A 23743-nucleotide genomic window follows, 5' to 3' on the forward strand; every position below is an offset into this window, starting at 1 on the left:
GGTTTTTTTATTCAATTAATGCTTGGCGTGACGAAAACTAACATTCAATAACTGCGCTAAATCTAAATAGCGAGGCTTATGAACACTTAACTTAATATCGCCTCCATTTTGATTTATTTTTGCTACGCCTTCCTTATACCATGCTGCTAATGCTGGGGGTAAAAACTTATCAGCCTTTAAGCCAAGCATGACGAGAGCTTGAAGCGGAACACTTAGCATAAATACAGTATAAACAACTGACTGAGGCAAAGAAGCCATGCCACCAAAATAGAGCTGCATAATTAAGCTAAACAATGCTACGCCGGGTAGGTATTTACACACCAAACGACTCATTTTTACAGCCTGATACTCAGCAAAGTAATCAGCTAATTCAACGCGTTCTGGCCAAAGCAACATGTACTTGCGACCTAACTTCACAATTTCTACAACACTCATTTTCATAGGCCATACACTATAACAACTGTTACTAAAAAGATAGCACAAACTCAGCAGTAGGTTAAATTTTAATCCAACAAAACAATTATTGAATTAAATCAAAGTAACAGGCTAAATCTGTCAGCTATACTACGTTTTAAATCATTAAACTCAGTTTATAAATGAAAAACAATATATTAGTCATCAATTGTGGTAGTTCATCTGTAAAGTTTTCACTTATTAATGTGTTAACAAGCCAGGTATTAGTTGCTGGTATTGCTGAACAATTAACGTCAGAACAAGCATCGATCACCATTAAACAAAAAGATAACAAACAACAAAGCAGATTAATTTCACCCTACGATCATTTAGTGGCTATTAACTTCTTTGTTGATACGCTCAACCAATTGCAACTTACATCGACAATCAATGCCATTGGTCATCGTGTTGTTCATGGCGGTGAAACATACAGCGCACCAGCATTAATTACAAAAGAGGTTAAGCAAGAAATTAATCGCCTTTCAACTCTAGCGCCATTACACAATCCCGCAAACCTACTCGGGATAGAAGCAACAGAACAGGCTTTGGGAGATCTTCCTCAAGTCGCTGTTTTTGATACTAGCTTTCATCAATCAATGCCTAAAAAAGCCTTTTTATATGCCCTTCCCTATCATTTGTATGAAGCGCATGATATTCGAAAATACGGTTTTCACGGCACAAGTCATTATTTTGTTGCGAATCGAGCAGCCGATTTACTTAATAAACCAATAAAAGCATGTAACCTTATTTCCGCACATTTAGGAAATGGTTGCAGTGTCACCGCAATTAGAGAAGGAAAGAGTGTAGATACTAGTCTTGGGTTTACCCCTTTAGAAGGGCTTATGATGGGCACACGCACCGGAAATATTGATCCGAGTATTGTTTTTCATTTAGTCGAAAAATTAGGCTATAGCCTAGCACAAGTAAATGACTTATTTAATAAAGAAAGTGGCTTGAAAGGTATCTCAATGTTGAGTAATGATTGTCGAGAATTAGAAGATGCTGCAAAAAATGGTCATGAGCATGCGCAACTTGCTTTGGATATGTTTTGCTATCGTGCCGCTAAAATGATCGCTAGTTTTTCCGTATGTTTTTCTCGCCTAGATAGTTTAATTTTCACCGGTGGTATAGGTGAAAATTCAAGTTATATTCGTAAAAACATAGTAGAACAACTCTCTTTACTAAATCTGCAACTTAACAACGAAGCTAATCTCGCTATGCGTTTTGGCAAAAGTGGTAATATAGCCGATTCAACAAGTCTTTCTTGTTGGGTTATACCTACGGATGAAGAAGCCGTAATAGCGACACAAACAAACCAATTAGTTATAAAGGAGACGCTATAATGTCTCGCCCTATTATGTTGATACCTGTTGGTTTTGGCGTTGGCTTAACAAGTGTAGCGCTTGGCTTAAAGCATGCTTGCCAACAACTCGGATTAAGTGTTGGCTATTTTAAACCCATTAGTCAGCCTTCTCGAAATGTTTTACAAAACAAACAGCAAGTTATTTCTCATTCTGAAAATACTAACGCAATACCACTCAGTTATGTTGAACAACAAATGGGTGACGGTAACAGTGATATTATTCTCGAACAAATCGTCGAAAACTTTACCAATGCTTGCAAGTCACACGACATCGTTATTATAGAAGGATTACTACCGACAACAAGACAACCTTATGCTACGCGCATCAATCGTGATGTTGCCCAAGCTCTATCGGCAGAGGTTATTCTAGTCGCTTCTCCAGATGAAGATACGCCGCATGAGTTTGAAGATAGATTAGAGGTTAGCGCTAAAACATTTGGTGGCACTGAAAATACTAAATTGCTCGGATGCATTATTAATAAAATTAATTCGCCTGATAAAGATGACGTTGGCTTGTTACCCCGTGAAACAGACTGCCAAGTTAAATATCCGCCTGAGCAGTGGCATGCACTTTCAATATTTCAACGGTCACGTTTTAAATTACTTGCAACGGTACCTTGGGAATTAGATCTCATTGCGCCGCGGGTTATTGATATTAAAAATTATCTTGGTGCAAGCGTCATAAATAAGGGTGATATAGCGCATCGGCGTATTAGAAGCATTAGTTTTTGCGCCCGCAGTGTTGGAAACCTTATGAGTCACCTCCAACCAAACCGGCTAATTGTGACGCCAGGAGATCGCACTGATATCATTATTGCCACATGCTTATCAGCATTAAATGGCACAAAAGTAGGTGCGTTACTATTAACGAATGGATATCAACCAGAACCTCCTGTACTTGAATTATGTGCACAAGCATTACAAGCGGGACTCCCCGTGCTATCAGTGCCCTGGGACACTTGGCAAACCTCACGTTATCTGATGAATTTCAATCCTGAAATCCCCGAAGATGATAGTCAACGACTAGAAAGAGTAAAGCAGTTTGTCGCTGATCAAGTAGATAGAAATTGGCTAACACAGTTATCGCAACATGTCAGTGGTCACGCAAAGTACTCACCACCAGCCTTTCGCCATAAGCTTACCGAGTTGTCGAGAAAGGCCAATAAGTTAATTATTCTTCCCGAAGGAACTGACGCAAGAACAATAAAAGCGGCTGCTATTTGTGTGGAAAGAAACATTGCACGTTGCCAATTACTCGGCGATAAAGAAAAGATACTTACAATAGCTAAACAACAAGGTATAGAGCTACCTGCTGGTGTCATCATCACTGACCCAGCACTCGTCAGAGATAACTATGTCGCACCGCTTGTTGAACTGCGTAAACATAAAGGTATGACAGACGTTGTAGCACAACAGGAACTCAAAGATAATGTTGTGTTAGCGACACTAATGCTGCAGTTAGGACAGGTAGATGGGCTGGTCTCCGGCGCAGTTAATACAACGGCAAATACTATACGCCCTGCATTACAACTGATCAAAACTTCACCTGATAGCAAACTCGTCTCTTCTATCTTTTTCATGCTACTACCTGATCAAGTATTGGTTTACGGTGACTGTGCAATCAACCCAGAACCTAATGCAGAACAACTCGCTGAAATTGCAATACAAAGTGCCGACTCTGCCATTAAGTTTGGTATTGAAGCGCGCGTTGCCATGATCAGCTACAGTACAGGTAGCTCAGGTAAGGGGGCTGATGTAGAAAAAGTTGTACAAGCAACTGCCCTTGTCAAGGAACGACGACCAGACATAGTGATAGATGGTCCCTTGCAATACGATGCTGCGATTATGGAGAACGTTGCAAAACAAAAAGCACCTTCTAGCCCTGTTGCCGGTAAAGCAACTGTTTTTGTTTTTCCAGATCTTAATACAGGTAATACAACATACAAAGCCGTGCAACGTTCTGCTGATGTTGTCAGTATTGGGCCAATGTTACAAGGGCTTAATAAACCGGTAAATGACCTTTCTAGAGGGGCGTTGGTTGATGATATTGTTTATACAATTGCGTTAACAGCCATTCAAGCTTAAAGCATGAATTCGCCTGAAAACAGCGTATTTAACCAATAAAAAAGCACAAGTTAAATACGCTGCGCATTTAAACAACAAATTTTAATAGTTCTGATGCTACTTGTGAATAACTCATCATTAGTCAAAAAACAAACAAGCATTTATAGCGTTAATTTACAATAACTTATAAACATAAACATAGTTTGCACACAAAGATATCCACATCTTTTGTGGATATCCCTAGCGACAACCTTAAAGTAAAAAGTAACAAATTTGCCCTAATTTTTCGTGTTAAAGTAGATAATTTCTTAACTTAGATAGGATTTTAAATTAAAAGGTGGATATTCATACTTTATCTAAACTTATATCGAAGCGTAATAGACAAGTGAAACCTGCTTTGTAGGTAGAGTTTATCTCGATGACGCGTTATAGTACTTGCTTTAAATTTACCGGTATTAACCTATGGCAACATTAACGTTAAAACGATTAAATGAAGTATTTACCATACATAGTTTTCCTGCCAACTGTGAAATACCACCTGCTGTTTTTCAACAGAATATTTACTTTATTGCCAAAACATACGAAGAAGTTTCGGTTGTGGTACCGAATGATTTACCCTTAAATAGTGAAGATTGTGAAACAGATTGGAAAGCGCTCGAAGTTGTGGGTCCTCTCGATTTTTCATTAACAGGTATTTTATCTAATATTTCATCTGTGCTTGCAAAGGAAAAAATCAGTATTTTTGCAATATCCACATTCGACACCGATTATATTCTGGTTAAAAGTAATAAACTAGAAGCATCGATTACAGCATTAACTAACAACAATTATCTAGTGATTTAACATGACGACATTATATGGCATTAAAAATTGTGACACGGTGAAAAAAGCACGAAAATGGTTAGATGAACAAAACATCACATATCAATTTCATGACCTGCGTATTGATGGTTTAGATAACAATCAACTTCAGTTGTTTGTAGAAAAATCTTCTTGGGACACATTATTAAATAAACGTAGCACAACATTTCGCAACTTAGCCGATGACATTAAAGCTAACTTGTCAGATAGCGTTGCTAGTGAACAAGTGTTACTCCAACCAACATTATTAAAGCGCCCATTATTGCTTATTAATGATGAGCTGCATGTTGGCTTCAAAAAAGAAAAGTATCAGGAGATATTTGCCAAATGAGTGCTAACAACACGCCTGTACTTTCGTTAGCCGCCGAATTGATATCTCGCGTATCAGTTACGCCTGAAGATGCTGGTTGCCAAACATTAATGGCAGAGCGATTAGAAGCGCTAGGTTTTAATACTGAATCAATGATTTTTGAAGACACAACAAACATGTGGTGTCGTAAGGGATCATCAGGTCCTGTATTTTGTTTCGCAGGTCATACTGATGTCGTTCCGGCTGGTAATTTAGAACGCTGGCATACGCCCCCTTTCGAGCCAACGTTTAAAGAAGGTTATTTATTCGGTCGTGGCGCTGCCGACATGAAAGGTAGCTTGGCAGCCATGATAGTAGCAACCGAAAGATTCATTACTGACTACCCTAGTCATAAAGGTTCAATTGCGTTTTTAATTACAAGTGATGAAGAAGGCCCATTTATTAATGGTACAACACGCGTAATCGATACGCTTGAAGCTAGAAATGAAAAGATCGATTACTGCATTGTAGGAGAGCCTTCAAGTACGCACGAAGTTGGCGATATTGTTAAAAATGGTCGTCGAGGTTCAATTTCAGGTGAGTTAGAAATATTTGGAAAACAAGGGCACGTGGCCTACCCGCAACACGTTGAAAACCCAATTCATTTAGCCATGCCTGCTTTAGCGCAACTTAGTCAAACACATTGGGATACCGGCAATAGTTACTTTCCTGAAACAAGCTTTCAATTATCAAATATTCAATCAGGAACCGGTGCAACAAATGTTGTACCAGGTCATTTAACTGCTTGGTTTAATTTACGCTATAGTACAGAATTGTCTGATGAAAAGATTGTCAATAAAATTGACGCTATTTTAACTGATCATCAATTAGACTATGAAATAAAGTGGACCTTCAATGGTCAACCATTTATTACAGAACCCGGTACGTTAGTAGACGCTGTTTCAAAAGCAATCAAATCAGTTAAAAGCTTTGATACCACACTATCTACTTCAGGGGGCACATCTGATGGTCGATTTATCGCACCGACCGGCGCACAAGTAGTAGAATTGGGCCCCTGTAACGCAACAATTCACCAAGTTAATGAAAGTGTAAAATGTTCAGATTTAGAAGATCTCGTCGAAATTTACTACCATACACTTGTCAATGTATTGAGCTAAGGTAAAACATTGCAATGATTCAACATTCGCTCGTAACAGGAGTATCAGATCAACATATCTACTATTTCTCTGAAAAAACGGGCATACACAAAGATGTGGTAAAGCCCTGGACTAACTTAGTAAATGCAGCGAATAACGCAGGATTTCAGCTCTCTATTGCCAGTGGCTATCGAAGTTTTGAACGCCAATTAAATATTTGGAATAGAAAAATGACGGGGAAAATCCCCGTTTATGACATGAAACAACATCAAGTTGATATGGCAACGTTAACAATGGAAGAAAAAGTACACGCTATTATGACTTTTTCCGCCTTACCAGGTTCAAGCCGCCACCATTGGGGAACAGATATTGATGTTTACGATCCGACATTGCTGCCAGAGGGCCAACACCTCGCTCTTGAAGCGTGGGAGTATCAAAAGAATGGTCCTTTCGCGCCTTTAACTAAATGGCTCAATAAAAATGCGCAAAAATTTGGTTTTTACTTCCCATACATAGAGTTTCAAGGTGGGGTAGCATATGAGCCATGGCATGTATCATACGAGCCTTTGGCTTCATCCTACTTAACCGTTTTAACACCTGATGTACTAACATCGACACTTAAAGCATGTCATATTGAAGGTAAAGACTTTATCATCGCTAATATAGAACAGCTGATGAATCAATATGTTTACAACATCAATGAGGCCTCACATGGATAATTGGTTAATTATTACAATATTTATTATTGTTGCTTTAGTCCTCATAGGTAACTTTAGTACCGTACGTAAAAATGCAAAAACACCTTTACGTAAAAAGAGTTTAAATGATCTAGAGGAAACACTTCCACGCTCGAATAAGAAACCGCACAAAATGGATTCAATTAACAAAAAGTAACGACTGTTATAGCTAACTTCTTACGAGCTTATTAGTTAACTTGTGCACAATTGGCGCGACAAATATAACCGTAGGAAAAGCAACACAAAAAGCAAATAGCCAGGCTGTAAGCCATACTGACAATATATTTTCAACTAAGCCAATATTAAAAATACTGATCACCAGAGACATAAATCCTGACATAAATAGCGCCATAAAGAACGCAAATATAATTGTACGAAAACGGGGATGGAACATAACCTAAGATTCCTTAGTATAAGTAACGTTTAGACAAGGGTTAACAATATTGGGATATTTTTACAGTCGTCTCTGCCTTTGTAACAAAAAAGTCGGTGATACAACTTTCACCGACTTCGTAGAAACTAATATAAATTATTATGTTAACAACGAGGTCTCATTGTTGACTGTTGATAAACACGTTCAGCTTTTGATAAATGCTTGCTGAGGTCATTAATGCGTGTTTTGTTTGATGGGTGTGTTGATAAAAACTCAGGTGGCGCCCCTTTCGATTGTTTTGCCATGTTTTGCCACAGAGCTATTGCTGCTGATGGCTTGAAGCCTGATTTTGCCATTAATTCTTGACCAACGATGTCTGCTTCACTTTCATGCATACGACTATAAGGCATAAGTACACCATATTGCGCAATACCAAGCCCAACCATCAGCCATGTCTCTTTATTTTCAACTTCTTGTTGAGCCATGACAGCGCCACCTACAGCAGCCCCCATTTGCACCAACTGATTTGAAGATAATCTTTCATTTGAGTGACGCTCAGTAACATGAGCAACCTCATGTCCGATAATAGCAGCTAATTGATCCTGCCCTTTAGCAACATTTAAAATACCCGTATACACGCCAATTTTACCACCAGGTAAAGCAAACGCATTTACTTGGTCTGAATCAAAAACAACAACTTCCCAATCACCTGCGTGAGCAGCTTTTGACACATTTTTTGTGATTGAACGCGCGACACATTGCACGTATTTATTAATGGTGGCATCTTGGCTTATCTTTTCTTTTTGCTTTAGCTCTTCAAATGACGTCGCCCCCATTTTGTTAAGCTCACTGTCTGAAAATAACGTAATTTGGCTCCGCCCAGTAGATGATTTTGCACACCCAGTAATAGCAACGATCGCGGCAACTAACAGTAATTTTGTTTTCATACTTCAACCTTTTTCAAATGCCAATATACCTACAATGATAATAGAACATAGTATTAAGCTAAACCCAACAATCAATAAACAGGCATAATTAATACTGAATACACATCGACCTTATTGTTCAATAAGCGTATCCATGCCTTTACTCACCCCATAAACATCACTTTTATCAAACCCTAACGTTACGTGAAAATCTTTTGCCGGCAAGCGTAAGTTTTGTCGCATAAAGTCGCCATCATTAGATGAAGCCACGACAAAATAACTGGTGTTGTTGCCTTGACTCACTCGGCCTAAACCATGCAACGTAATACGCATTGACTGCCCTAGTGGCGCTTCCGATTTATTAAGCATCTGATAATCAGCTGGCGCAACGAGCGTCACATGAAAAGAATTTGTATCTCTTGTTGCTTGATTTAAACGATATTGTTGATAATTTTTACCAAGAATAAGCTTTAACTGTGCCAAAAATTTTTCTAGTTCTACGCGATTAATTTTTGCCCCAAGATAGGTTAATCCCGTACTATCTGTTAATTCACTTATTGTGCTAACCAATACTTTAGTATTGTCATCTTTATATTTTTCATCATCTAAAGATTTCAATGCCCTTGCGTGTCCGGGCCTTATTTCAACCTGCTGCACTTGCTCTGAAGGTAACACTGTACTTGAATAAGCTGATGTCGAAAAAATAAATGGCATTAAAAATATTATATTAGCCATGAATATACGTTTTTTACTGTGTATTGCCATTTCTTTCTTTATACTTAACGTTAAGTGATATTTTTATTCTACGAGTATAATGAGTAATAATGAAGTATTGGTTTCACCCTGATGTATTTAATAATGTTGCAATTACCCTAGCTACCTATCGATGGAAGCTTTTAACTTGGAGTATATTTGCCTTTATTTTATTTTTTGTTTTGCAATACCAAATTACCAACGTTACGCCTGAACTATTAATTTGGTTAGCTATCTTTATATTATTTTCAGCACTGCAAGCCTTAGTCATTGCGGCCTTTATCTTTTTCTTTCAAGTATTACCTTCATCAAAAGTTCAAGATAAAAAATGGCATAAATTCTATCGTTATATTGAGTGGTGCGAAGCTGCATTATTTGGCTTTATTTTACCCGCACCAACATTACTATTCGTTTATGCCCTTTTAACCATTTAAATATGTCTTTGTTTTTGTGCATACAGACCTAGCACTGCAAAAATTAAAACAATAAGCGGAACAATATAAGCTGTAGGTATGTTGGCCAGTTGCTGTGCCAATAATGCCGTTAGCCAAACCGTTAACAAACCATAACCAAAAGCACAGATAATAATAAAAACAATAGTCCGTACTACAAAGTGTTGCTTTCTGATCAAGTGCTTAATCGCACCATTAATATCATTACCGAACAAAACTAAGATCGTTGCAATAATGGCCAAAGCAGTTTGATATTGATAAGGCCTAAACCATTGCCCTAAAGAGGTAAGTAATTCGATCATAACGAAACCTCATGCTCAGTAAGTAACGCTATAAGATCTTCTTCTGTTAACACCTTTACGCCCAAAGATTGCGCTTTAGTCAATTTAGACCCCGCTTTTTCACCCGCAACTAAGTAATCCGTTTTAGCAGAGATACTACCTGAAACTTTAGCACCTAATGATTGTAAATACGCTTTAGCATCACTACGCCCCATTTGACTCAAGGTACCTGTAATCACATAAGTAAGATCTTTTAAAGGTTGTTGCGCCTCTGTCTTAACAATAATGTCAGGCCACGTCATTATACCTTCAAGCGCTTCAACGACTTCTACATTATGGGCTTGCGCAAAAAATTGTACGATGTTTTTTGCAACAATTTTTCCTACATCGGGGACATCTTGCAATGCATCTTCATCTGCATCTTTAATCGCATCAAATGTTAAAAAGTGTTGCGCTAAGTTAGCCGCGGTCGTTTCACCTACTTCACGTATACCAAGTGCATAAATGAACTTTGCCAATGTAGTATGTCGTGCTTTTTCAATAGCTTGTACTAAGTTTTGTGCAGATTTTTGTCCCATACGTTCCATCGTACTGATATCTAACTCAGTTAAGCTAAATAGATCTGCTGGTGTTTGAATCAACTTTTCATCAACTAATTGCTCTACTAACTTATCACCTAGACCATCAATATCTAACGCTTTTCTAGATGAAAAATGCTTAATCGCCTCTTTTCTTTGTGCACCACAATATAAGCCGCCAGTACACCTTAAAACAGCTTCGCCTTCTAGTCTTAATACGTCAGACTGGCACACAGGACAACGTGTTGGAAATTCAATAGTGCGTGCATTATCAGGACGCTTATCTAAGACCACACTCACAATTTGTGGAATAACATCACCCGCACGACGAATAACAACAGTATCTTTTATTTTTATACCTAGACGTTCAATCTCATCTTGGTTGTGCAATGTAGCATTGCTGACAGTGACACCACCAACAAAAACCGGTGATAACCTTGCGACAGGCGTAATTGCCCCCGTTCTTCCAACTTGAAACTCCACATCGTCTAAGGTCGTTAACTCTTCTTGTGCAGGAAACTTATATGCAGTTGCCCACCTTGGTGCTCGAGCGACAAAGCCAAGCTTTTCTTGTAAGCGAATATCATCAACTTTGAACACCGTGCCATCAATTTCATAATCAAGCGCTTCACGTGTTTGTAATATATGCTGATAAAAGCCCTCAACTTGATCCGCATCATCTAATAACTTAACCTCAGGACAAACGGGTAAACCTAGCAATTTAACTTGCTGTAACCGTTGATAATGGCTTGTTGCCAACCAATTTTGTTCAACTTGCCCTTGCACTTGTTCCGAGACAAACCCTAATCCGTAAGCATAAAATGAGAGATTTCGCTTAGCCGTTATTTTAGAGTCGAGCTGACGTAAACTACCAGCGGCGGCGTTTCTAGGATTGGCGAATGTCTTCTCCCCTTTTTTTATTGCCGCTTCATTTAGCTTTTCAAAGCTTGCTTTGGGCATGAACACTTCCCCACGCACTTCTAAAACAGAAGGGTAAATCTCGCCTGAAAGTTTTAGTGGAATTGCTTTAATGGTTTTTATATTTTCCGTTATATTCTCACCAACAGCTCCATCTCCGCGCGTTGCAGCCTGAACCAAATAACCATTTTCATAACGTAAACTTACCGCTAATCCATCTAATTTTGGCTCTGCGCAAAATGCAATCGTATTGGCAGACTTCGCTCTTTCTTCGATACGCTTAGCGAACGCTTGCCACTCTTGAGGTGAAAAAACATTATCAAGTGACAACATGGGTATTTGATGTGTTACTTGAGTAAAGGCTTTGAGTGCTTCGCCACCAACCCGTTGACTCGGAGAGTCGGCTTGCTTAAGCTGCGGAAACTCAGCTTCTAACAAGATTAATTCTCGCATTAACCGATCATACTCCACGTCAGGTACACTGGGTTGGTCCATGACATAATATTCATGGTTATACGTCGTTAACAAACGATGAAGCTCGCTTACTCTTTGGGATGCTTGTTGTTCTGTCATAATAATTACGCGAAAAAATAAGCCTCAAATGAGGCTTAATATGTTGATTTTTTATGTTTGAGCCTATGCAGATGCAATGCGGTGCTTACGCTCAAATTCTCTAATTTTACTTATATAATGTTGTTCAGTTTGCTTTGTCATGACACTTCGTTTGTCGTCTAGTAACTGAGCATTAAACTCGATTGCCAAGTGCTTTGCCGCCTTCATCAAATGCTCAAAAACTTCGAATGGATCACCAGCATTAGGCAATGTCATGAATAAAGTAATACCTTGTGTAGTAAAGCTTTCCATATTATCCAAATCAAAGGTGCCTGGATTCATCATATTGGCAAGACTAAAGGTAACTTTACCATTCCCAGCGTTGTCTTCATGACGGTGAAAAATATCCATTTCACCAAAACGTAAGCCTAACGTAAGCAATGTTGGCAACAAGGCAGCGCCTGATATTTGCTTTTCTTCTGGCATTACAACGGATACAACGATAACTTCAGGTTCAATGTCGATATTGGTTTGTTTTTTATTATCACTTTCCGTTGAGTTTGAAACCTTCTCTTCTTCAAACTCATCACCAAAATTTATTTCCATTTGGTTACGTTTAATTTTATCTTTTACAGCCTTTCTTACCGATCTTTTTGGTTTTCGTTGGCTAACAGGCTCTTGGTAAACCGCTTCATCTGTTGATGTTTCGATTTCTGAGTCAAGTTCGGGTTGTATTGTACTCGCCTGTGCCTGTGGTGGAGGGTTATCGTGAGGCGGCTGTTCAGTAATATCAGACAAATCCCCCAAAGATGGCTCTAAAGACGGAGCATCGAGTGAAGGCTTATCAATATCTTTTGGTAACGGTTCTTCATCATAATCAGGTGCAGGAGCTGGCGCCGTAGGCACTTCATCATCCGATAAATTGTGTTCATTAACGACACGCACCTTACCTATACCGTCTTGATCAAAACCTTCGCTATCAATACCTTTTTCAGCAGTCGGTAGCGTATCTGGTTTAGCCTTGAGTTTGTATGGGTTCTTATTTTTTCTAATTGTCCAAAAGCCATGAACAAATATAGCTGCTATCACAATAGCACTGATAATAATTAATACGTTTCTAAAATTATCTTCCATCATTTAGCCTGTTTATGATACATCAGCCATAGCAATCGCTTCATCAACATCGACAGCTACCATGCGAGATACTCCCGGTTCAAACATAGTAACCCCTGTTAAATGTGAAGCCATTTCCATGGCAATTTTATTATGACTAATATAAATAAATTGTACGGTACTCGACATTTCTCGTACCAAATTACAAAATCGTCCCACGTTTGCATCGTCAAGCGGTGCATCTACTTCGTCCAACATACAAAACGGTGCAGGATTAAGCCTAAAAATGGCAAATACCAATGATAAAGCTGTTAATGCTTTTTCACCACCTGAAAGTAAATGAATCGTACTATTCTTTTTACCCGGAGGTCTAGCCATTATTGTTACACCTGTTTCTAATAAGTCGTCACCCGTTAATGCTAAATAGGCATCACCGCCGCCAAACACTTTTGGAAACAAAGACTGTAAATCTTGATTCACCTTGTCGAAAGTCATTTTAAACTTCTGTCGACTTTCTTTATCAATTTTTGCTATCGCTGATTCTAACGTTGAAATTGCCTGATTTAAATCCTGATCTTGTTGATCAAGGTAGTTTTTTCGCGTTAATTGACTTTCATACTCATCAATTGCTGCTAAATTAATCGGTCCAAGCATTGAAATATCTTTTTGAAGTTTTGTTAACTTCGCTTGCCATAAAGATTCATTTGCATTTTCCGCCAAAGATTGAGCAATGATTGATGAATTTTTACCGAGTTCTTCAAGTTGTTCCAGTGCATTCTCAGCTTTGATCACGAAACTTTCAGCACTTAACTGCAACTGTGACAATGTTTGTTTTTTCTGATCAATCTGTTCGACGATTTTGAATGCATTTTGTTCCAACTGTTGAAAAATAACTTGCTGATCAACAATTACTTGATGCTGTTGCTCTATTTCTTTGTCAAGGGAACTCGACGCAGACAGCCATTTCTGTAATTCACCGTTAAGTGCTTCCAGTTCCTCTCTTGGCATTCCTTCATGATGCTCAAGGTTATGTTGTTGCTCTGCAATACTTTCTATTGTTGACTGATAACGCGAAATATTTTGCTCAGCCTGCTGGCATTGATGTTTACTTCTTTCCGTTAAAATACGCTGGTGGTGTAATGATTCTTTGAGCGACTGACATTGACTGGTCACATCTTTTAATGTTTCACGATGTTGTTCCATATGTGCTTCAATGTTTGTCATCGTTGATATTAATTCACTATCATCGAGTGAATGATGACCTCCTTCTTCTGTATCGATATCATTTATTTGACGTTCTTTATCTTCAATCGTTTCAGTGTTCAATTTAAGATCATGTGCTAATTTTTGCTCTTGCTGCTCAATATGTTGACACTTCTGTCGCCAAGTAGCGTTTCGTTGCGTAACAGCTAATAACTGTTCTTGAGCGTTCGCCTGCTGTTTTGAATTATCATTCTGTTCTTGCTCTAACGTTTCAATTTTACTAGCAATGTTCTCATGTATAAGTTGCGCTTGTGTCAGTTGTTTTTCTAATTGATAAATATCTTGTTGCAATTGATGTTGCTCATTGGTTAACAACAACGCACTATCTGTTTGAGTTAACTTTCCTTTCCGAACAAACTCATGACTTAACCAAAAACCTTGTTGACAAATAACAGATTGATGCGCTGATAACGTTGCCCTTTTTTCAATACAGGCTGCTTCATCAGAGGCTATAAATATCGTAGAAAACACGTCGAGCTTAATATGTTCACTCTTTATTTTACTTGCTAACCGAGATGCATCACTTACATTGTCTGTGTTGTCTTTTGACACATCTGTAAACCAAATAAAGCAAGATTCTAGCGACGCAATTTTATCAAAACATTGATCATTCCAAGTACTTTCAAAAACATGAGCCTGCAATACATGTTCAAGTACCATTTCCACTGCCAATTCCCAACCTGGCTCAACCTCTAAAAGCTCTTGTATACGCGACATTTCATTTTGCAATAAAGGCGCTAATGCTGTTTGTTGTACTTTTTGCCACTGCTCTTTTTGCGCGAGTTGATGGTTAATGTCATCAAGGCGTCGTTGCTTACTGGCAATATTTGCACGTAATTCAGACAGCTTTTCAGCTTGTAATTGACTCTGAGTGGTTGTGTCTTTTAAAACAGCCTTAATGTCTAGCTGCTTTTCTTCGCTTGTTAAGATAGTACCTTTTAGCGCATTTTCATCTTCTAAAGATTCATTTGCCAGTAACGCTTTTTCATTGGCTAATGTTGAGAGTTGCTCACTAATATTCGTGTATTGTAACTGTAATTGTTGTAACGCTGATGTTAGCACCGAACGTTGTTGTTCAACGCTGTTCTTTGCGGTTAAACGTTCTCGGTACTGTATATTGTATTGCTGCCAATCAAGCTGAAATTGGTGTAACTCGTCTTGCAGTGTTTCTTGAGTAGTTTCTTGCTCCGCAACTTGTGCAGTTAATATCTCTATTTGCTGAGTATAATTATCAAGGTTTTTCTGAGTATTGGCATGGTGCTGTTGTTCATGTATAAGCATTTTTTGCGTTTTTGCCATTTGGGCTTTTAACGCTTGGGATCGCTCTTCTCGTTGCTTGTTTTGCGACTGTTCATGCGCAAGCTTTTGTTCAGCCCTAGCAATATTATTGGTTAATTTAATTTTATCTTGCTGGCAATGTTGAATTTGACTATTCGCCACTTGAATTTGCATTTTAGTGTTTGCAAGTAAGGCTTGGTCAGTCTTCTGGGTCTGATTTAACTCATTAATATTGTCGAGAAGATGTTGTATTTTTTCACGCTTTAATTGCGCTTGCCGATCAAAATTTTGCCAACGTAAACAAGCAAGCTCTGCTTTTAATTGTCTCTCTTCAGCTTTTAAAGTTTTAAAACGTTTGGCAGCTTCAGCTTGTTGGTACAATTTATCAATTTGCTGATTTAACTCAAAGCGGATATCTGTTAATCGCGCCAAGTTTTCTCGCGTATGGCGAATACGAGTTTCAGTTTCTCGTCGTCTTTCTTTGTATTTAGAAATACCTGCAGCTTCTTCAATAAAAACCCTAAGTTCTTGCGGTTTTGACTCGATTAAACGTGATATTGTACCTTGCTCTATAATCGCGTAGCTTCTAGGTCCTAGGCCTGTACCTAAGAAGATATCAGTAATATCTTTACGACGGCATTTGGTACCATTTAAAAAATAGGTGCTTTGTGCATCTCGATTAACAACACGGCGAATAGAAACCTGATTGCGGTCTGCCATAGAACCCTGCATGCTTTGCGCCATATTATCGAACATAAGTTCAACACTTGCTTGCCCTACCGGCTTTCGACTTGCTGCTCCGTTAAAAATAACATCTGTCATCGCGTCACCACGAAGGTTTTTAGCTGAGCTTTCACCCAATACCCAACGCACTGCATCGATAATATTAGACTTGCCACAGCCATTAGGGCCTACAATTGCTGTCATTTGCTGCTCAAATGGCACTTTTGTCGGATCTACAAAAGATTTAAATCCTGCCAGTTTGATATATTTTAAACGCATTAACGCTTATAGCCTGCATAAGATGTTATTTTTATACAATGACTTTATCAGAAAATGTTACTTTTAGCACCTGCGTATCCTTCTCTGCACATCATTTGCTAGGTATACTATTTTTCTCTGAATTTAACAGAAGGTAAATGATGAAAAATAAACACGACTCTCCTTTAGCACATAGTGGCGCAGGCTATTTAATGCTTGGTTTTTCTTTAATCAAATCCAAAGGTATTAAACGGTTTGTTTTTATTCCTCTTACTGTCAATTTATGTTTATTTGCCGTTGCATTTAGCTACATTTTTACACAGTTAGGAGAATGGATGGCCGCATTTGAAGCTTGGCTGCCCACTTCATTACAGTGGCTTACATGGATAGCACAACCATTAACATTGCTTTTCTTTTTAGTATTTTTTTCATTTATTTTTAGCTCTGTTGCGAACTGGCTTGCTGCACCTTTTAACGGTTTATTAGCTGAAAAGCTCGAAGCTAAATTAACTAACAACACACCTCCTTCTGGATCTACAGTGGATATTGTTAAAGACATTCCTCGCACGCTTTCTAGAGAATGGTGTAAATTTAGGTATTATCTACCACGGGCTGTTGGCTTTTTTATCTTGAGTTTTATTCCTCTATTGGGCCAAATAATGTGGTTCTTTTTTGTTGCCTGGATGATGGCTATTCAATACAAAGATTATGCTTTTGACAACCATAAAATTCCCTTTGATCAAATGAAGCGTGTATTAGCTGATCATAAAGGGTTGAGCTATAGTTTCGGTATAACAACAGCGGTATTTTCAATGATCCCTTTTGTAAACCTAATTATTATGCCAGTTGCAATTTGCGGTGCCACTGCACTCTGGGTAGACAGATATAGAACACAAGTTATTGGCAGTAGTCATTAATATATAGAAAACATGAGGTGGAGTAGAGGTATGTTAAAAAAAATTGCCCTGGTATTAATATTATCGAGTAACTGTATTGCTGAAGAAATACCAATTCCGGCGAAAGCGAAGGTGTTTTATGAACAATCGGATAACTACCCTCAACTTATTAATTTTTTTACAACATTTACAGAAACAGAACTCGTCAACTACTATCAATCTCACTTAGGTACACCTAGTGTAAATGAACTAAAACGTGGCCATCGTCAACTCACTTTTAGTCATGAAAAAGACGAAATACGCATTATTATTTCTAGTCAAATTAATGCGACCGAAGTCAGTATTATAAAAGTAAAAAATCCAGCTAATTAGCTGGATTTTTTACTACTAACCTCGCTTATTTATAGCGTGTTTTCAAACAACTTATAAATACGACGATACTCATTTAACCATGAACTTGGTTGCACAAAACCATGTGGTTCTACTGGGTAAATAGCGGTCTCAAAATCTTGCTTTTCTAATTCAATTAAACGCTGTACCAATCGAACAGTATCTTCAAAAAAGACATTATCATCAACCATTGGGGCATTAATTAATAATGGCTTTTCTAAGCCTTCTGCAAAGTAAATTGGTGAGCTACGCTCATACGCAATAGCATCGTCTTCAGGTGTATTTAAAATATTAGACGTATAACCATGATTGTAGTAAGCCCAGTCAGACACTAACCTTAGCGCAGAGCCTGATTCAAATAAGTCAGGTTCTTTAAACATTGCCATTAATGTCAAAAAGCCACCATACGAACCACCATAGGTACCAATACGTCGACGATCTACATTGGCATTTTCAATAAGCCATTCAACGCCATCGCGCATATCTTCAACCTCTGGTTTGCCCATATGACGATATATTGCTGTGCGCCAATCACGTCCATAACCTTTAGACGCACGGTAATCCATATCGATAACTACATATCCTTGTTGTACGAGCATGCTATGGAACATAAATTCACGAAAGTAGCCAGACCAACCTAAATGTGCGTTTTGTAAATAACCTGCACCATGCGAAAACATAACCGCTTTGTTTTTCTGTGTTGTTTTATCATAGTTTTTGGGTAAATATACGCGTGAATATACCGGTGCATCTTGATAAGACGAAGGAACAGCTACAACACTTGGAGCGACCCAAGGCATTGATAAAAACTGTTTTGATACCGTATGAGTAATTCGTTGGGCATTCGAACTTTCGCCAATGGTTTTAATGTACAATTCTGGAGGCATAGTCACTTCTGAGTGCTGAATTAAAAGCTTTTTACCATCAGGGCTTAACGCATAATCATTCATACCACCAAGTTCAGTTAAAGCAGTTAACTTGCCGGAATCAACGGCTACTTGGTAAATTTCATAAATACCAGGGTGTTTCTTATTTGCTTTAAAAATAAAGTGCTTATTATCTGCAGACAATGTAACGTTGCTGATTTCAAATTGACCTGCTGTTAACTTTTTGGCTTTACCTTTAAGAGGCTTAATATACAAATGTGAATAGCCACTCTCTTCTGATAAATAATAAAGTTTATTACCTAACCATCCAAACTCGTTAAATGCCCAGTTAATCCAAGCATCATCATGCAAGCGATGTTGCGACACGAGCTTATTCTCAAGAAGATCTACGGTAGTTAACCATCGGTCTTTGTTATCCCATGCTTCTAATAAAATAGCGACTTTATCACCATTTTCATGCCATTTAATCGCACCACTTGTGCGCATTACGTGGATATTACGAGGCGATTTTTCACTTTGGTACTCTTTACCATCTCGTTGGTAGTTTTCTTTTTTAACGCTAGCAAGTACGTCTTCGTTAAAACCAGGGAGTGTTTCGTAATTTAAAGGGAATTGTTGGCCTGTCTTCAGATCTAGCAGAAAAATCTCTTCTTGATATTTACGGTTATTTGCAACACGAGATCTTACCTTTTTCGCCTCAATATCACCATTATCAGTAATATAGTTTGGCATTATATCCGTTGCGGCTCTGGCTGATTTGCTCGACGCAATACTTACAATAAGTTTATCACCCTTTGGTGATAACGACGCATGAACAATTCTTTTTCCATTACCTAAGTAGAATTCTGACTTGGTTAACGTCTTATTCTGCGCCTTTAACTGTTCTTTCTGTTCTTTTCTTAACGCTTTATTTTTCTGCTGAAGAGCAATATAGTCAATTAATTTACGCTGCTCTTGTGTTAAATAACTAGATGTTTTATCCGCTGAAGGCTTTGTAGATAAAACTAAGCTCGCTAACTCTCGAATAGTATTCGTTGTTAAGCTATGCTCAAAAAATTTATTTTTTACACGATAAGCAACGTTGCCATTATTTAAAAACATTGGAGAACGTTCAACCGCAGAGGTATAAGTCAACTGTTTAACTTTTCCTGTTGCTAACGTTTTAACAAACACATTACCTTCAAAGATATATACTTCACGGCGCCCTGCTTTATCTTTAACGGCATATTTATCATTAGCAACATGAAGCTCAGCAAGTGAAACTTTACGACCATTTCCCTTTTCTAAAAGCGATTTGCGATATAAATCACGCAATGGGCTACCTTCTCGTTTTTGCTGATAATAAATGGTTTGACTATCGTCACCCCAGTACCAACTTTCTGGGCTTCGCCCCATCCAATCAGGGTCTGACATAATTTGCTCTAAAGTGATTTCAATATCACCGGATGCAAGCGTCTTTTGAGCAATTGTTTTTTTAGGTGTAACCTTTTGAACAACCGTAGATTGCGTTTCTTGATCAAACACTGGTTGCTCTATGTTTGTATTTATTGGTTGCACTGTATTAACCGGTTCATTTAACACAGATTCAGCTGTTTGCTCTCCTGTTGTGGCAACACAGCCAAACAAAGCAACACTGACAGCGGCCATAAGTAAGGTATTATTTTTCATAGTTTATTCTTAATATTTAGTCGAAATAATGAAATTAGCGATGGCGCTAGTGTGACGTAAAAAGCAAACACTTGGCAACAAGAACAGGTTAACCTGTATAATTTTAACGCTGAATTATCTAGCATCACGGGGAAACAACCTCTCGTTAAACTTACAAAGGCCATTAATTATTGCTATAATCGCGCGCCCAACCCTTAATTGGGCTTACGGTTTGTACTTATTCGATATAAGCGTTTTCATCAGCTATAGGCAATACAATGATCCCATTACCTAAAACCACTTTGTTTGATTATCCAAAATACTGGGCAGAGTGTTATGGCACATCAACATTTCTTCCGACAAGTAAACAGGAAATGGATGACCTAGGCTGGGACAGTTGCGATATTATATTGGTGACGGGCGATGCTTACGTTGATCATCCTAGCTTTGGCATGGCTGTAATTGGCAGAATGCTAGAAGCGCAAGGTTTTCGCGTTGGAATAATTGCGCAACCTGATTGGCAATCTAAAGATGCCTTTATGTCCCTTGGCAAACCTAACCTATATTTCGGTGTTACCGCAGGCAATATGGATTCAATGATCAATCGTTATACCGCAGAAAAACGATTACGCCATGATGATGCATACACGCCGAATAATGAGGGAGGTAAACGCCCCGATAGAGCGGTATTAGTTTACTCACAGCGATGTAAAGAAGCCTTTAAAGACGTTCCTGTTATTATCGGCGGAATTGAAGCAAGTTTACGTCGAATTGCCCACTACGATTATTGGTCTGAAAAAGTACGTCGCTCGGTATTATTTGACGCTAAAGCAGACCTGTTAGTATATGGAAACGCCGAACGCCCATTAGTTGAATTAAGTCATCGCATAGCACAAGGTGAAGCTATTGAGACGCTGACCGACATTAGAGGTACAGCATTTTTAACCAAGCAAGCACTACCTGGATGGCATGGTATTGATTCACGGGCAATAGATAAACCGGGAAAAATCGATCCAATAGCAAGCCCATACCAAGAAATTAATCAAACTAACTGCGCCACAGAAAAAGAAAAATCGGTTGACGAAAATTCAGACACGCAAGTGGTAAATATTGTTGAATTTAAAAGCGATAAGCACAAAAACAAGAGTTGGAAAAATAAAACAAAACCTTGGTTGACAACTTATATTAACCTGCCAACTTATGAGCAAGTAAAAGACAATAAAATGCTTTATGCGCATGCCTCACGCATTTTTCATCAAGAAGTTAATCCAGGTTCAGCTAAACCGCTTGTACAACGTCACGGTGATAGAATAATTTGGCTAAACCCGCCAGCGTACCCGCTAAGTGAGTCTGAAATGGATGGCGTGTTTGGTTTGCCTTATCAACGTATACCTCACCCTAAGTACGGCAAAGCAAAAATCCCAGCCTATGATATGATCAAAACATCGGTCAATATTATGCGTGGGTGTTTTGGTGGCTGTACTTTCTGTTCTATTACTGAGCATGAAGGCAGGATCATTCAGTCTCGTTCAGAACAATCTATTCTTGATGAAATAGAAGATATTAAAGCAAAAGTACCTGGTTTTACTGGTGTTATATCAGACTTAGGTGGTCCAACGGCAAACATGTATAAGCTGCGCTGTAAAAGCCCTAAGGCTGAGGCAACATGTAGAAAACCTAGTTGTGTTTGGCCAACTATTTGTGGCCATTTAGATACAGATCATACTCCTACGATAAACCTATACCGTAAAGCACGTAAAGTAAAAGGCATTAAAAAAGTACTTATTGCATCTGGTGTTAGGTACGATTTGGCAGTTGAAGATCCTGATTACGTAAAAGAATTGGCCGAACATCATGTTGGAGGTTATCTTAAAATTGCGCCTGAGCATACTGAGGACGGCCCATTAAACAAAATGATGAAGCCTGGAATGGGGAGTTATCATGCCTTCAAAACGTTATTTGATAAATATTCAAAAGCTGCAGGCAAAAAACAGTATCTCATTCCATATTTTATCTCAGCCCACCCTGGCACCACAGATTTGGATATGGTCAATTTAGCCCTATGGCTCAAAGAAAATGACTTTAAATTAGATCAAGTGCAAAACTTTTATCCTTCTCCGTTAGCCAACGCTACAACCTTGTATCATACAGAAATAGACTCGTTAAGAAATGTTAAAAAAACGAGCGACTCTGTTGTTGTACCTAAAGGCGGTCGTCAACGCCGGCTACATAAAGCCATTTTACGTTACCATGATCCAAATAACTGGCCGATAATTCGTGAAGCTCTAACAAAAATGGGCTTAGCGCGAAAACTTATTGGTACAAAGCCTGGTTGTTTAGTGCCGCCTGAAGGTCGCCAAGAAGGCAATTATCAACATTATAAAAAATCTGGCAAAGGTAAAAATAATGCCCATGGCTTTAAAAAAGGTGAAGGTATCAATAAACGTAGTGGCATTAAAAAAGGAAAACAAGGATTAACCCGTTTTAGTGATAATCAGTTTACAAAAAGAAAATAACATGCCAAAAGCGGCGCTATTACGCATAGTTATGGATAGCGCTACAAAAAATAACAGATTAGCTTTTTCATGAGTCGTGTTTATAATGCTGATGAGACTTCATTTGCCTACAGGGATTTTAGATGCGTATTTTACTTTTATTCGGAGTAATATTGTTAACTGGGTGTGTATCTATGGCGGAAAACACGCCAATACCGAGTCAGCCTAATTTAAAAGTTTCAATAAGTAGCGATATTCCTAAGTCGATCCCATCTGACGCTAAATTCATTCCAAATACTCATTTTGCAATGATCTTCGCTGACAGCGCAGCGACAATGCTTATGCCAGTTCCTTTTATTGGTACCGCCATCGAAAGCGAAATTAAAACCCAAAAAAGTAATTCATATGAACAACATTATGCCAGTATAGATATCATGCAACATGCAAAAAAAGCACTGTCGCAAAGTAACTTTTATACTTCAACACCATCTTCCATGCAATTGTACCCTATAGCATATATTCAGGAATGTATTGATGATGTTTTTCGTATTACTTTGGCATTTCACCTTGAATCAAAAACAAAAACAAAAACAAAAACTTGGCAAGGACGATATCTCTATCACGTTCCCTTCAAAATACCAGCCGATGACATTGAAAAGCCGACTGAAGAAGAATTATCGATATTAACGAATGAAATTGAAAAAGGTTTCTCAATACTTACAGGTCTTATAGAGCGAGATATTACTGACTCGTTAAAATCAACCAATCAACTTGTTGATTTTGGCAGTTTATATATTTATGGGAGCCGTTTAGGTGGTATTGCCTCTCCTTACATGATGCATTTACCTGATGGACAATTAATTGAGGAAGGTCAAGATTACGTTATTTTTCGCCACAGCGGTGATATGACGGTTGCTGGCACAGCTGGCGCACTACTATTTGGTGTTCATTATTTCAAGAAAGACCAATTACACACGTTAGAGATTTCAACAGAAAATACGCCAACACAAACGACAAACTAATAGAGTGTTTCGCG

21 protein-coding genes are annotated in these 23743 nt (G+C 38.3%); 12 read left to right on the forward strand and 9 right to left on the reverse strand.

Features of this window, described 5'->3' with window-relative positions; genetic code table 11:
• Positions 1–15: 15 nt before the first annotated feature.
• A complete protein-coding gene (gene yfbV, locus QUE09_RS09755) occupies positions 16–435 on the reverse strand; it encodes a terminus macrodomain insulation protein YfbV (protein WP_286232578.1) in 420 nt (139 codons plus the stop codon).
• Positions 436–596: 161 nt separating this feature from the next.
• Between yfbV and QUE09_RS09760 the strand changes: the two genes are divergently transcribed.
• The 7 genes from QUE09_RS09760 (at position 597) to QUE09_RS09790 (ending at position 7081) form a co-directional block, all read left to right on the forward strand.
• On the forward strand, positions 597–1796 hold the full coding sequence (locus tag QUE09_RS09760; protein ID WP_286232579.1) for an acetate/propionate family kinase: 1200 nt from the start codon (positions 597–599) through the stop codon (positions 1794–1796).
• Positions 1796–3901, forward strand: coding sequence for a phosphate acetyltransferase (gene pta, locus QUE09_RS09765; RefSeq protein WP_286232580.1), 2106 nt, complete (start codon positions 1796–1798; stop codon positions 3899–3901). Before QUE09_RS09760 ends, pta begins: the two co-directional genes overlap by 1 nt.
• A gap of 441 nt (positions 3902–4342) precedes the next feature.
• Entirely contained in the window at positions 4343–4723 is a 381-nt protein-coding gene (locus tag QUE09_RS09770; RefSeq protein ID WP_286232581.1) for an ACT domain-containing protein, read from the forward strand.
• A gap of 1 nt (position 4724) precedes the next feature.
• Positions 4725–5072 carry an ArsC family reductase gene (locus QUE09_RS09775; RefSeq protein ID WP_286232582.1) on the forward strand — a complete coding sequence of 116 codons (348 nt, stop codon included), beginning with the start codon at positions 4725–4727 and terminating at the stop codon, positions 5070–5072.
• Positions 5069–6208: a succinyl-diaminopimelate desuccinylase gene (gene dapE, locus QUE09_RS09780; RefSeq protein WP_286232583.1), complete on the forward strand. Its 1140-nt coding sequence runs from the start codon at positions 5069–5071 to the stop codon at positions 6206–6208. Before QUE09_RS09775 ends, dapE begins: the two co-directional genes overlap by 4 nt.
• Before the next feature lie 14 nt (positions 6209–6222).
• Positions 6223–6906 (forward strand): M15 family metallopeptidase, encoded by a 684-nt coding sequence (locus tag QUE09_RS09785; protein WP_286232584.1) that lies wholly within the window; start codon positions 6223–6225, stop codon positions 6904–6906.
• Positions 6899–7081, forward strand: coding sequence for a hypothetical protein (locus QUE09_RS09790; RefSeq protein ID WP_286232585.1), 183 nt, complete (start codon positions 6899–6901; stop codon positions 7079–7081). The genes QUE09_RS09785 and QUE09_RS09790 overlap by 8 nt, the downstream gene beginning before the upstream one ends.
• Before the next feature lie 12 nt (positions 7082–7093).
• Here the strand turns inward: QUE09_RS09790 and QUE09_RS09795 are convergent, their stop codons facing one another.
• The 3 genes from QUE09_RS09795 to QUE09_RS09805 all read right to left on the reverse strand — a co-directional run bounded on the left by QUE09_RS09795 (position 7094) and on the right by QUE09_RS09805 (position 8958).
• Positions 7094–7318 carry a DUF2798 domain-containing protein gene (locus QUE09_RS09795; RefSeq protein WP_350226376.1) on the reverse strand — a complete coding sequence of 75 codons (225 nt, stop codon included), beginning with the start codon at positions 7316–7318 and terminating at the stop codon, positions 7094–7096.
• Between the two features lie 143 nt (positions 7319–7461).
• Entirely contained in the window at positions 7462–8244 is a 783-nt protein-coding gene (locus QUE09_RS09800) for a M48 family metallopeptidase (RefSeq protein WP_286232586.1), read from the reverse strand.
• A 111-nt stretch (positions 8245–8355) separates the two neighbouring features.
• Positions 8356–8958, reverse strand: a complete 603-nt coding sequence (locus QUE09_RS09805; RefSeq protein ID WP_286232587.1) for a hypothetical protein — start codon at positions 8956–8958, stop codon at positions 8356–8358.
• Positions 8959–9047: 89 nt separating this feature from the next.
• Here QUE09_RS09805 and QUE09_RS09810 point away from each other — a divergent pair, with 89 nt between their 5' ends.
• On the forward strand, positions 9048–9410 hold the full coding sequence (locus tag QUE09_RS09810) for a hypothetical protein (RefSeq protein ID WP_286232588.1): 363 nt from the start codon (positions 9048–9050) through the stop codon (positions 9408–9410).
• Here QUE09_RS09810 and QUE09_RS09815 read toward each other — a convergent pair.
• From QUE09_RS09815 to smc, 4 genes are all read right to left on the reverse strand, one after another.
• Entirely contained in the window at positions 9407–9730 is a 324-nt protein-coding gene (locus QUE09_RS09815) for a DUF3392 domain-containing protein (RefSeq protein ID WP_286232589.1), read from the reverse strand. The genes QUE09_RS09810 and QUE09_RS09815 overlap by 4 nt on opposite strands.
• Positions 9727–11778, reverse strand: coding sequence for an NAD-dependent DNA ligase LigA (ligA, locus tag QUE09_RS09820; protein ID WP_286232591.1), 2052 nt, complete (start codon positions 11776–11778; stop codon positions 9727–9729). Before ligA ends, QUE09_RS09815 begins: the two co-directional genes overlap by 4 nt.
• Positions 11779–11841: 63 nt before the next feature.
• Positions 11842–12894 (reverse strand): cell division protein ZipA, encoded by a 1053-nt coding sequence (gene zipA, locus QUE09_RS09825; RefSeq protein WP_286232592.1) that lies wholly within the window; start codon positions 12892–12894, stop codon positions 11842–11844.
• A gap of 9 nt (positions 12895–12903) precedes the next feature.
• A complete protein-coding gene (smc, locus tag QUE09_RS09830; protein ID WP_286232593.1) occupies positions 12904–16413 on the reverse strand; it encodes a chromosome segregation protein SMC in 3510 nt (1169 codons plus the stop codon).
• A 137-nt stretch (positions 16414–16550) separates the two neighbouring features.
• On the opposite strand from smc, the gene cysZ reads away from it, so the two are divergent.
• Together cysZ and QUE09_RS09840 are read left to right on the forward strand one after the other, a co-directional pair.
• On the forward strand, positions 16551–17309 hold the full coding sequence (gene cysZ / locus QUE09_RS09835; protein ID WP_286232594.1) for a sulfate transporter CysZ: 759 nt from the start codon (positions 16551–16553) through the stop codon (positions 17307–17309).
• A gap of 30 nt (positions 17310–17339) precedes the next feature.
• Positions 17340–17660 carry a hypothetical protein gene (locus QUE09_RS09840; protein WP_286232595.1) on the forward strand — a complete coding sequence of 107 codons (321 nt, stop codon included), beginning with the start codon at positions 17340–17342 and terminating at the stop codon, positions 17658–17660.
• 29 nt (positions 17661–17689) lie between these two features.
• Here QUE09_RS09840 and QUE09_RS09845 read toward each other — a convergent pair whose 3' ends face one another.
• Positions 17690–20233, reverse strand: a complete 2544-nt coding sequence (locus QUE09_RS09845; protein ID WP_286232596.1) for a S9 family peptidase — start codon at positions 20231–20233, stop codon at positions 17690–17692.
• A gap of 257 nt (positions 20234–20490) precedes the next feature.
• Between QUE09_RS09845 and QUE09_RS09850 the strand changes: the two genes are divergently transcribed.
• Positions 20491–22728, forward strand: coding sequence for a YgiQ family radical SAM protein (locus tag QUE09_RS09850; protein ID WP_286232597.1), 2238 nt, complete (start codon positions 20491–20493; stop codon positions 22726–22728).
• A gap of 122 nt (positions 22729–22850) precedes the next feature.
• Positions 22851–23729, forward strand: a complete 879-nt coding sequence (locus tag QUE09_RS09855; protein WP_286232598.1) for a hypothetical protein — start codon at positions 22851–22853, stop codon at positions 23727–23729.
• Positions 23730–23743 lie beyond the last annotated feature (14 nt).

It is taken from the genome of Thalassotalea sediminis (genome assembly GCF_030295915.1).
GTDB lineage: Bacteria > Pseudomonadota > Gammaproteobacteria > Enterobacterales > Alteromonadaceae > Thalassotalea_C > Thalassotalea_C sediminis.

Coding starts and splice junctions, on each gene's coding strand:
- QUE09_RS09810 (WP_286232588.1), top strand. CDS start 9,048: ATGAAGTATTGGTTTCACCCTGATGTATTTAATAATGTTGCAATTACC.
- QUE09_RS09855 (WP_286232598.1), top strand. CDS start 22,851: ATGCGTATTTTACTTTTATTCGGAGTAATATTGTTAACTGGGTGTGTA.
- QUE09_RS09775 (WP_286232582.1), top strand. CDS start 4,725: ATGACGACATTATATGGCATTAAAAATTGTGACACGGTGAAAAAAGCA.
- ligA (WP_286232591.1), bottom strand. CDS start 11,778: ATGACAGAACAACAAGCATCCCAAAGAGTAAGCGAGCTTCATCGTTTG.
- QUE09_RS09800 (WP_286232586.1), bottom strand. CDS start 8,244: ATGAAAACAAAATTACTGTTAGTTGCCGCGATCGTTGCTATTACTGGG.
- dapE (WP_286232583.1), top strand. CDS start 5,069: ATGAGTGCTAACAACACGCCTGTACTTTCGTTAGCCGCCGAATTGATA.
- yfbV (WP_286232578.1), bottom strand. CDS start 435: ATGAGTGTTGTAGAAATTGTGAAGTTAGGTCGCAAGTACATGTTGCTT.
- QUE09_RS09840 (WP_286232595.1), top strand. CDS start 17,340: ATGTTAAAAAAAATTGCCCTGGTATTAATATTATCGAGTAACTGTATT.
- QUE09_RS09850 (WP_286232597.1), top strand. CDS start 20,491: ATGATCCCATTACCTAAAACCACTTTGTTTGATTATCCAAAATACTGG.
- smc (WP_286232593.1), bottom strand. CDS start 16,413: ATGCGTTTAAAATATATCAAACTGGCAGGATTTAAATCTTTTGTAGAT.
- QUE09_RS09785 (WP_286232584.1), top strand. CDS start 6,223: ATGATTCAACATTCGCTCGTAACAGGAGTATCAGATCAACATATCTAC.
- zipA (WP_286232592.1), bottom strand. CDS start 12,894: ATGATGGAAGATAATTTTAGAAACGTATTAATTATTATCAGTGCTATT.
- QUE09_RS09845 (WP_286232596.1), bottom strand. CDS start 20,233: ATGAAAAATAATACCTTACTTATGGCCGCTGTCAGTGTTGCTTTGTTT.
- QUE09_RS09795 (WP_350226376.1), bottom strand. CDS start 7,318: ATGTTCCATCCCCGTTTTCGTACAATTATATTTGCGTTCTTTATGGCG.
- QUE09_RS09770 (WP_286232581.1), top strand. CDS start 4,343: ATGGCAACATTAACGTTAAAACGATTAAATGAAGTATTTACCATACAT.
- QUE09_RS09790 (WP_286232585.1), top strand. CDS start 6,899: ATGGATAATTGGTTAATTATTACAATATTTATTATTGTTGCTTTAGTC.
- pta (WP_286232580.1), top strand. CDS start 1,796: ATGTCTCGCCCTATTATGTTGATACCTGTTGGTTTTGGCGTTGGCTTA.
- QUE09_RS09815 (WP_286232589.1), bottom strand. CDS start 9,730: ATGATCGAATTACTTACCTCTTTAGGGCAATGGTTTAGGCCTTATCAA.
- cysZ (WP_286232594.1), top strand. CDS start 16,551: ATGATGAAAAATAAACACGACTCTCCTTTAGCACATAGTGGCGCAGGC.
- QUE09_RS09760 (WP_286232579.1), top strand. CDS start 597: ATGAAAAACAATATATTAGTCATCAATTGTGGTAGTTCATCTGTAAAG.
- QUE09_RS09805 (WP_286232587.1), bottom strand. CDS start 8,958: ATGGCTAATATAATATTTTTAATGCCATTTATTTTTTCGACATCAGCT.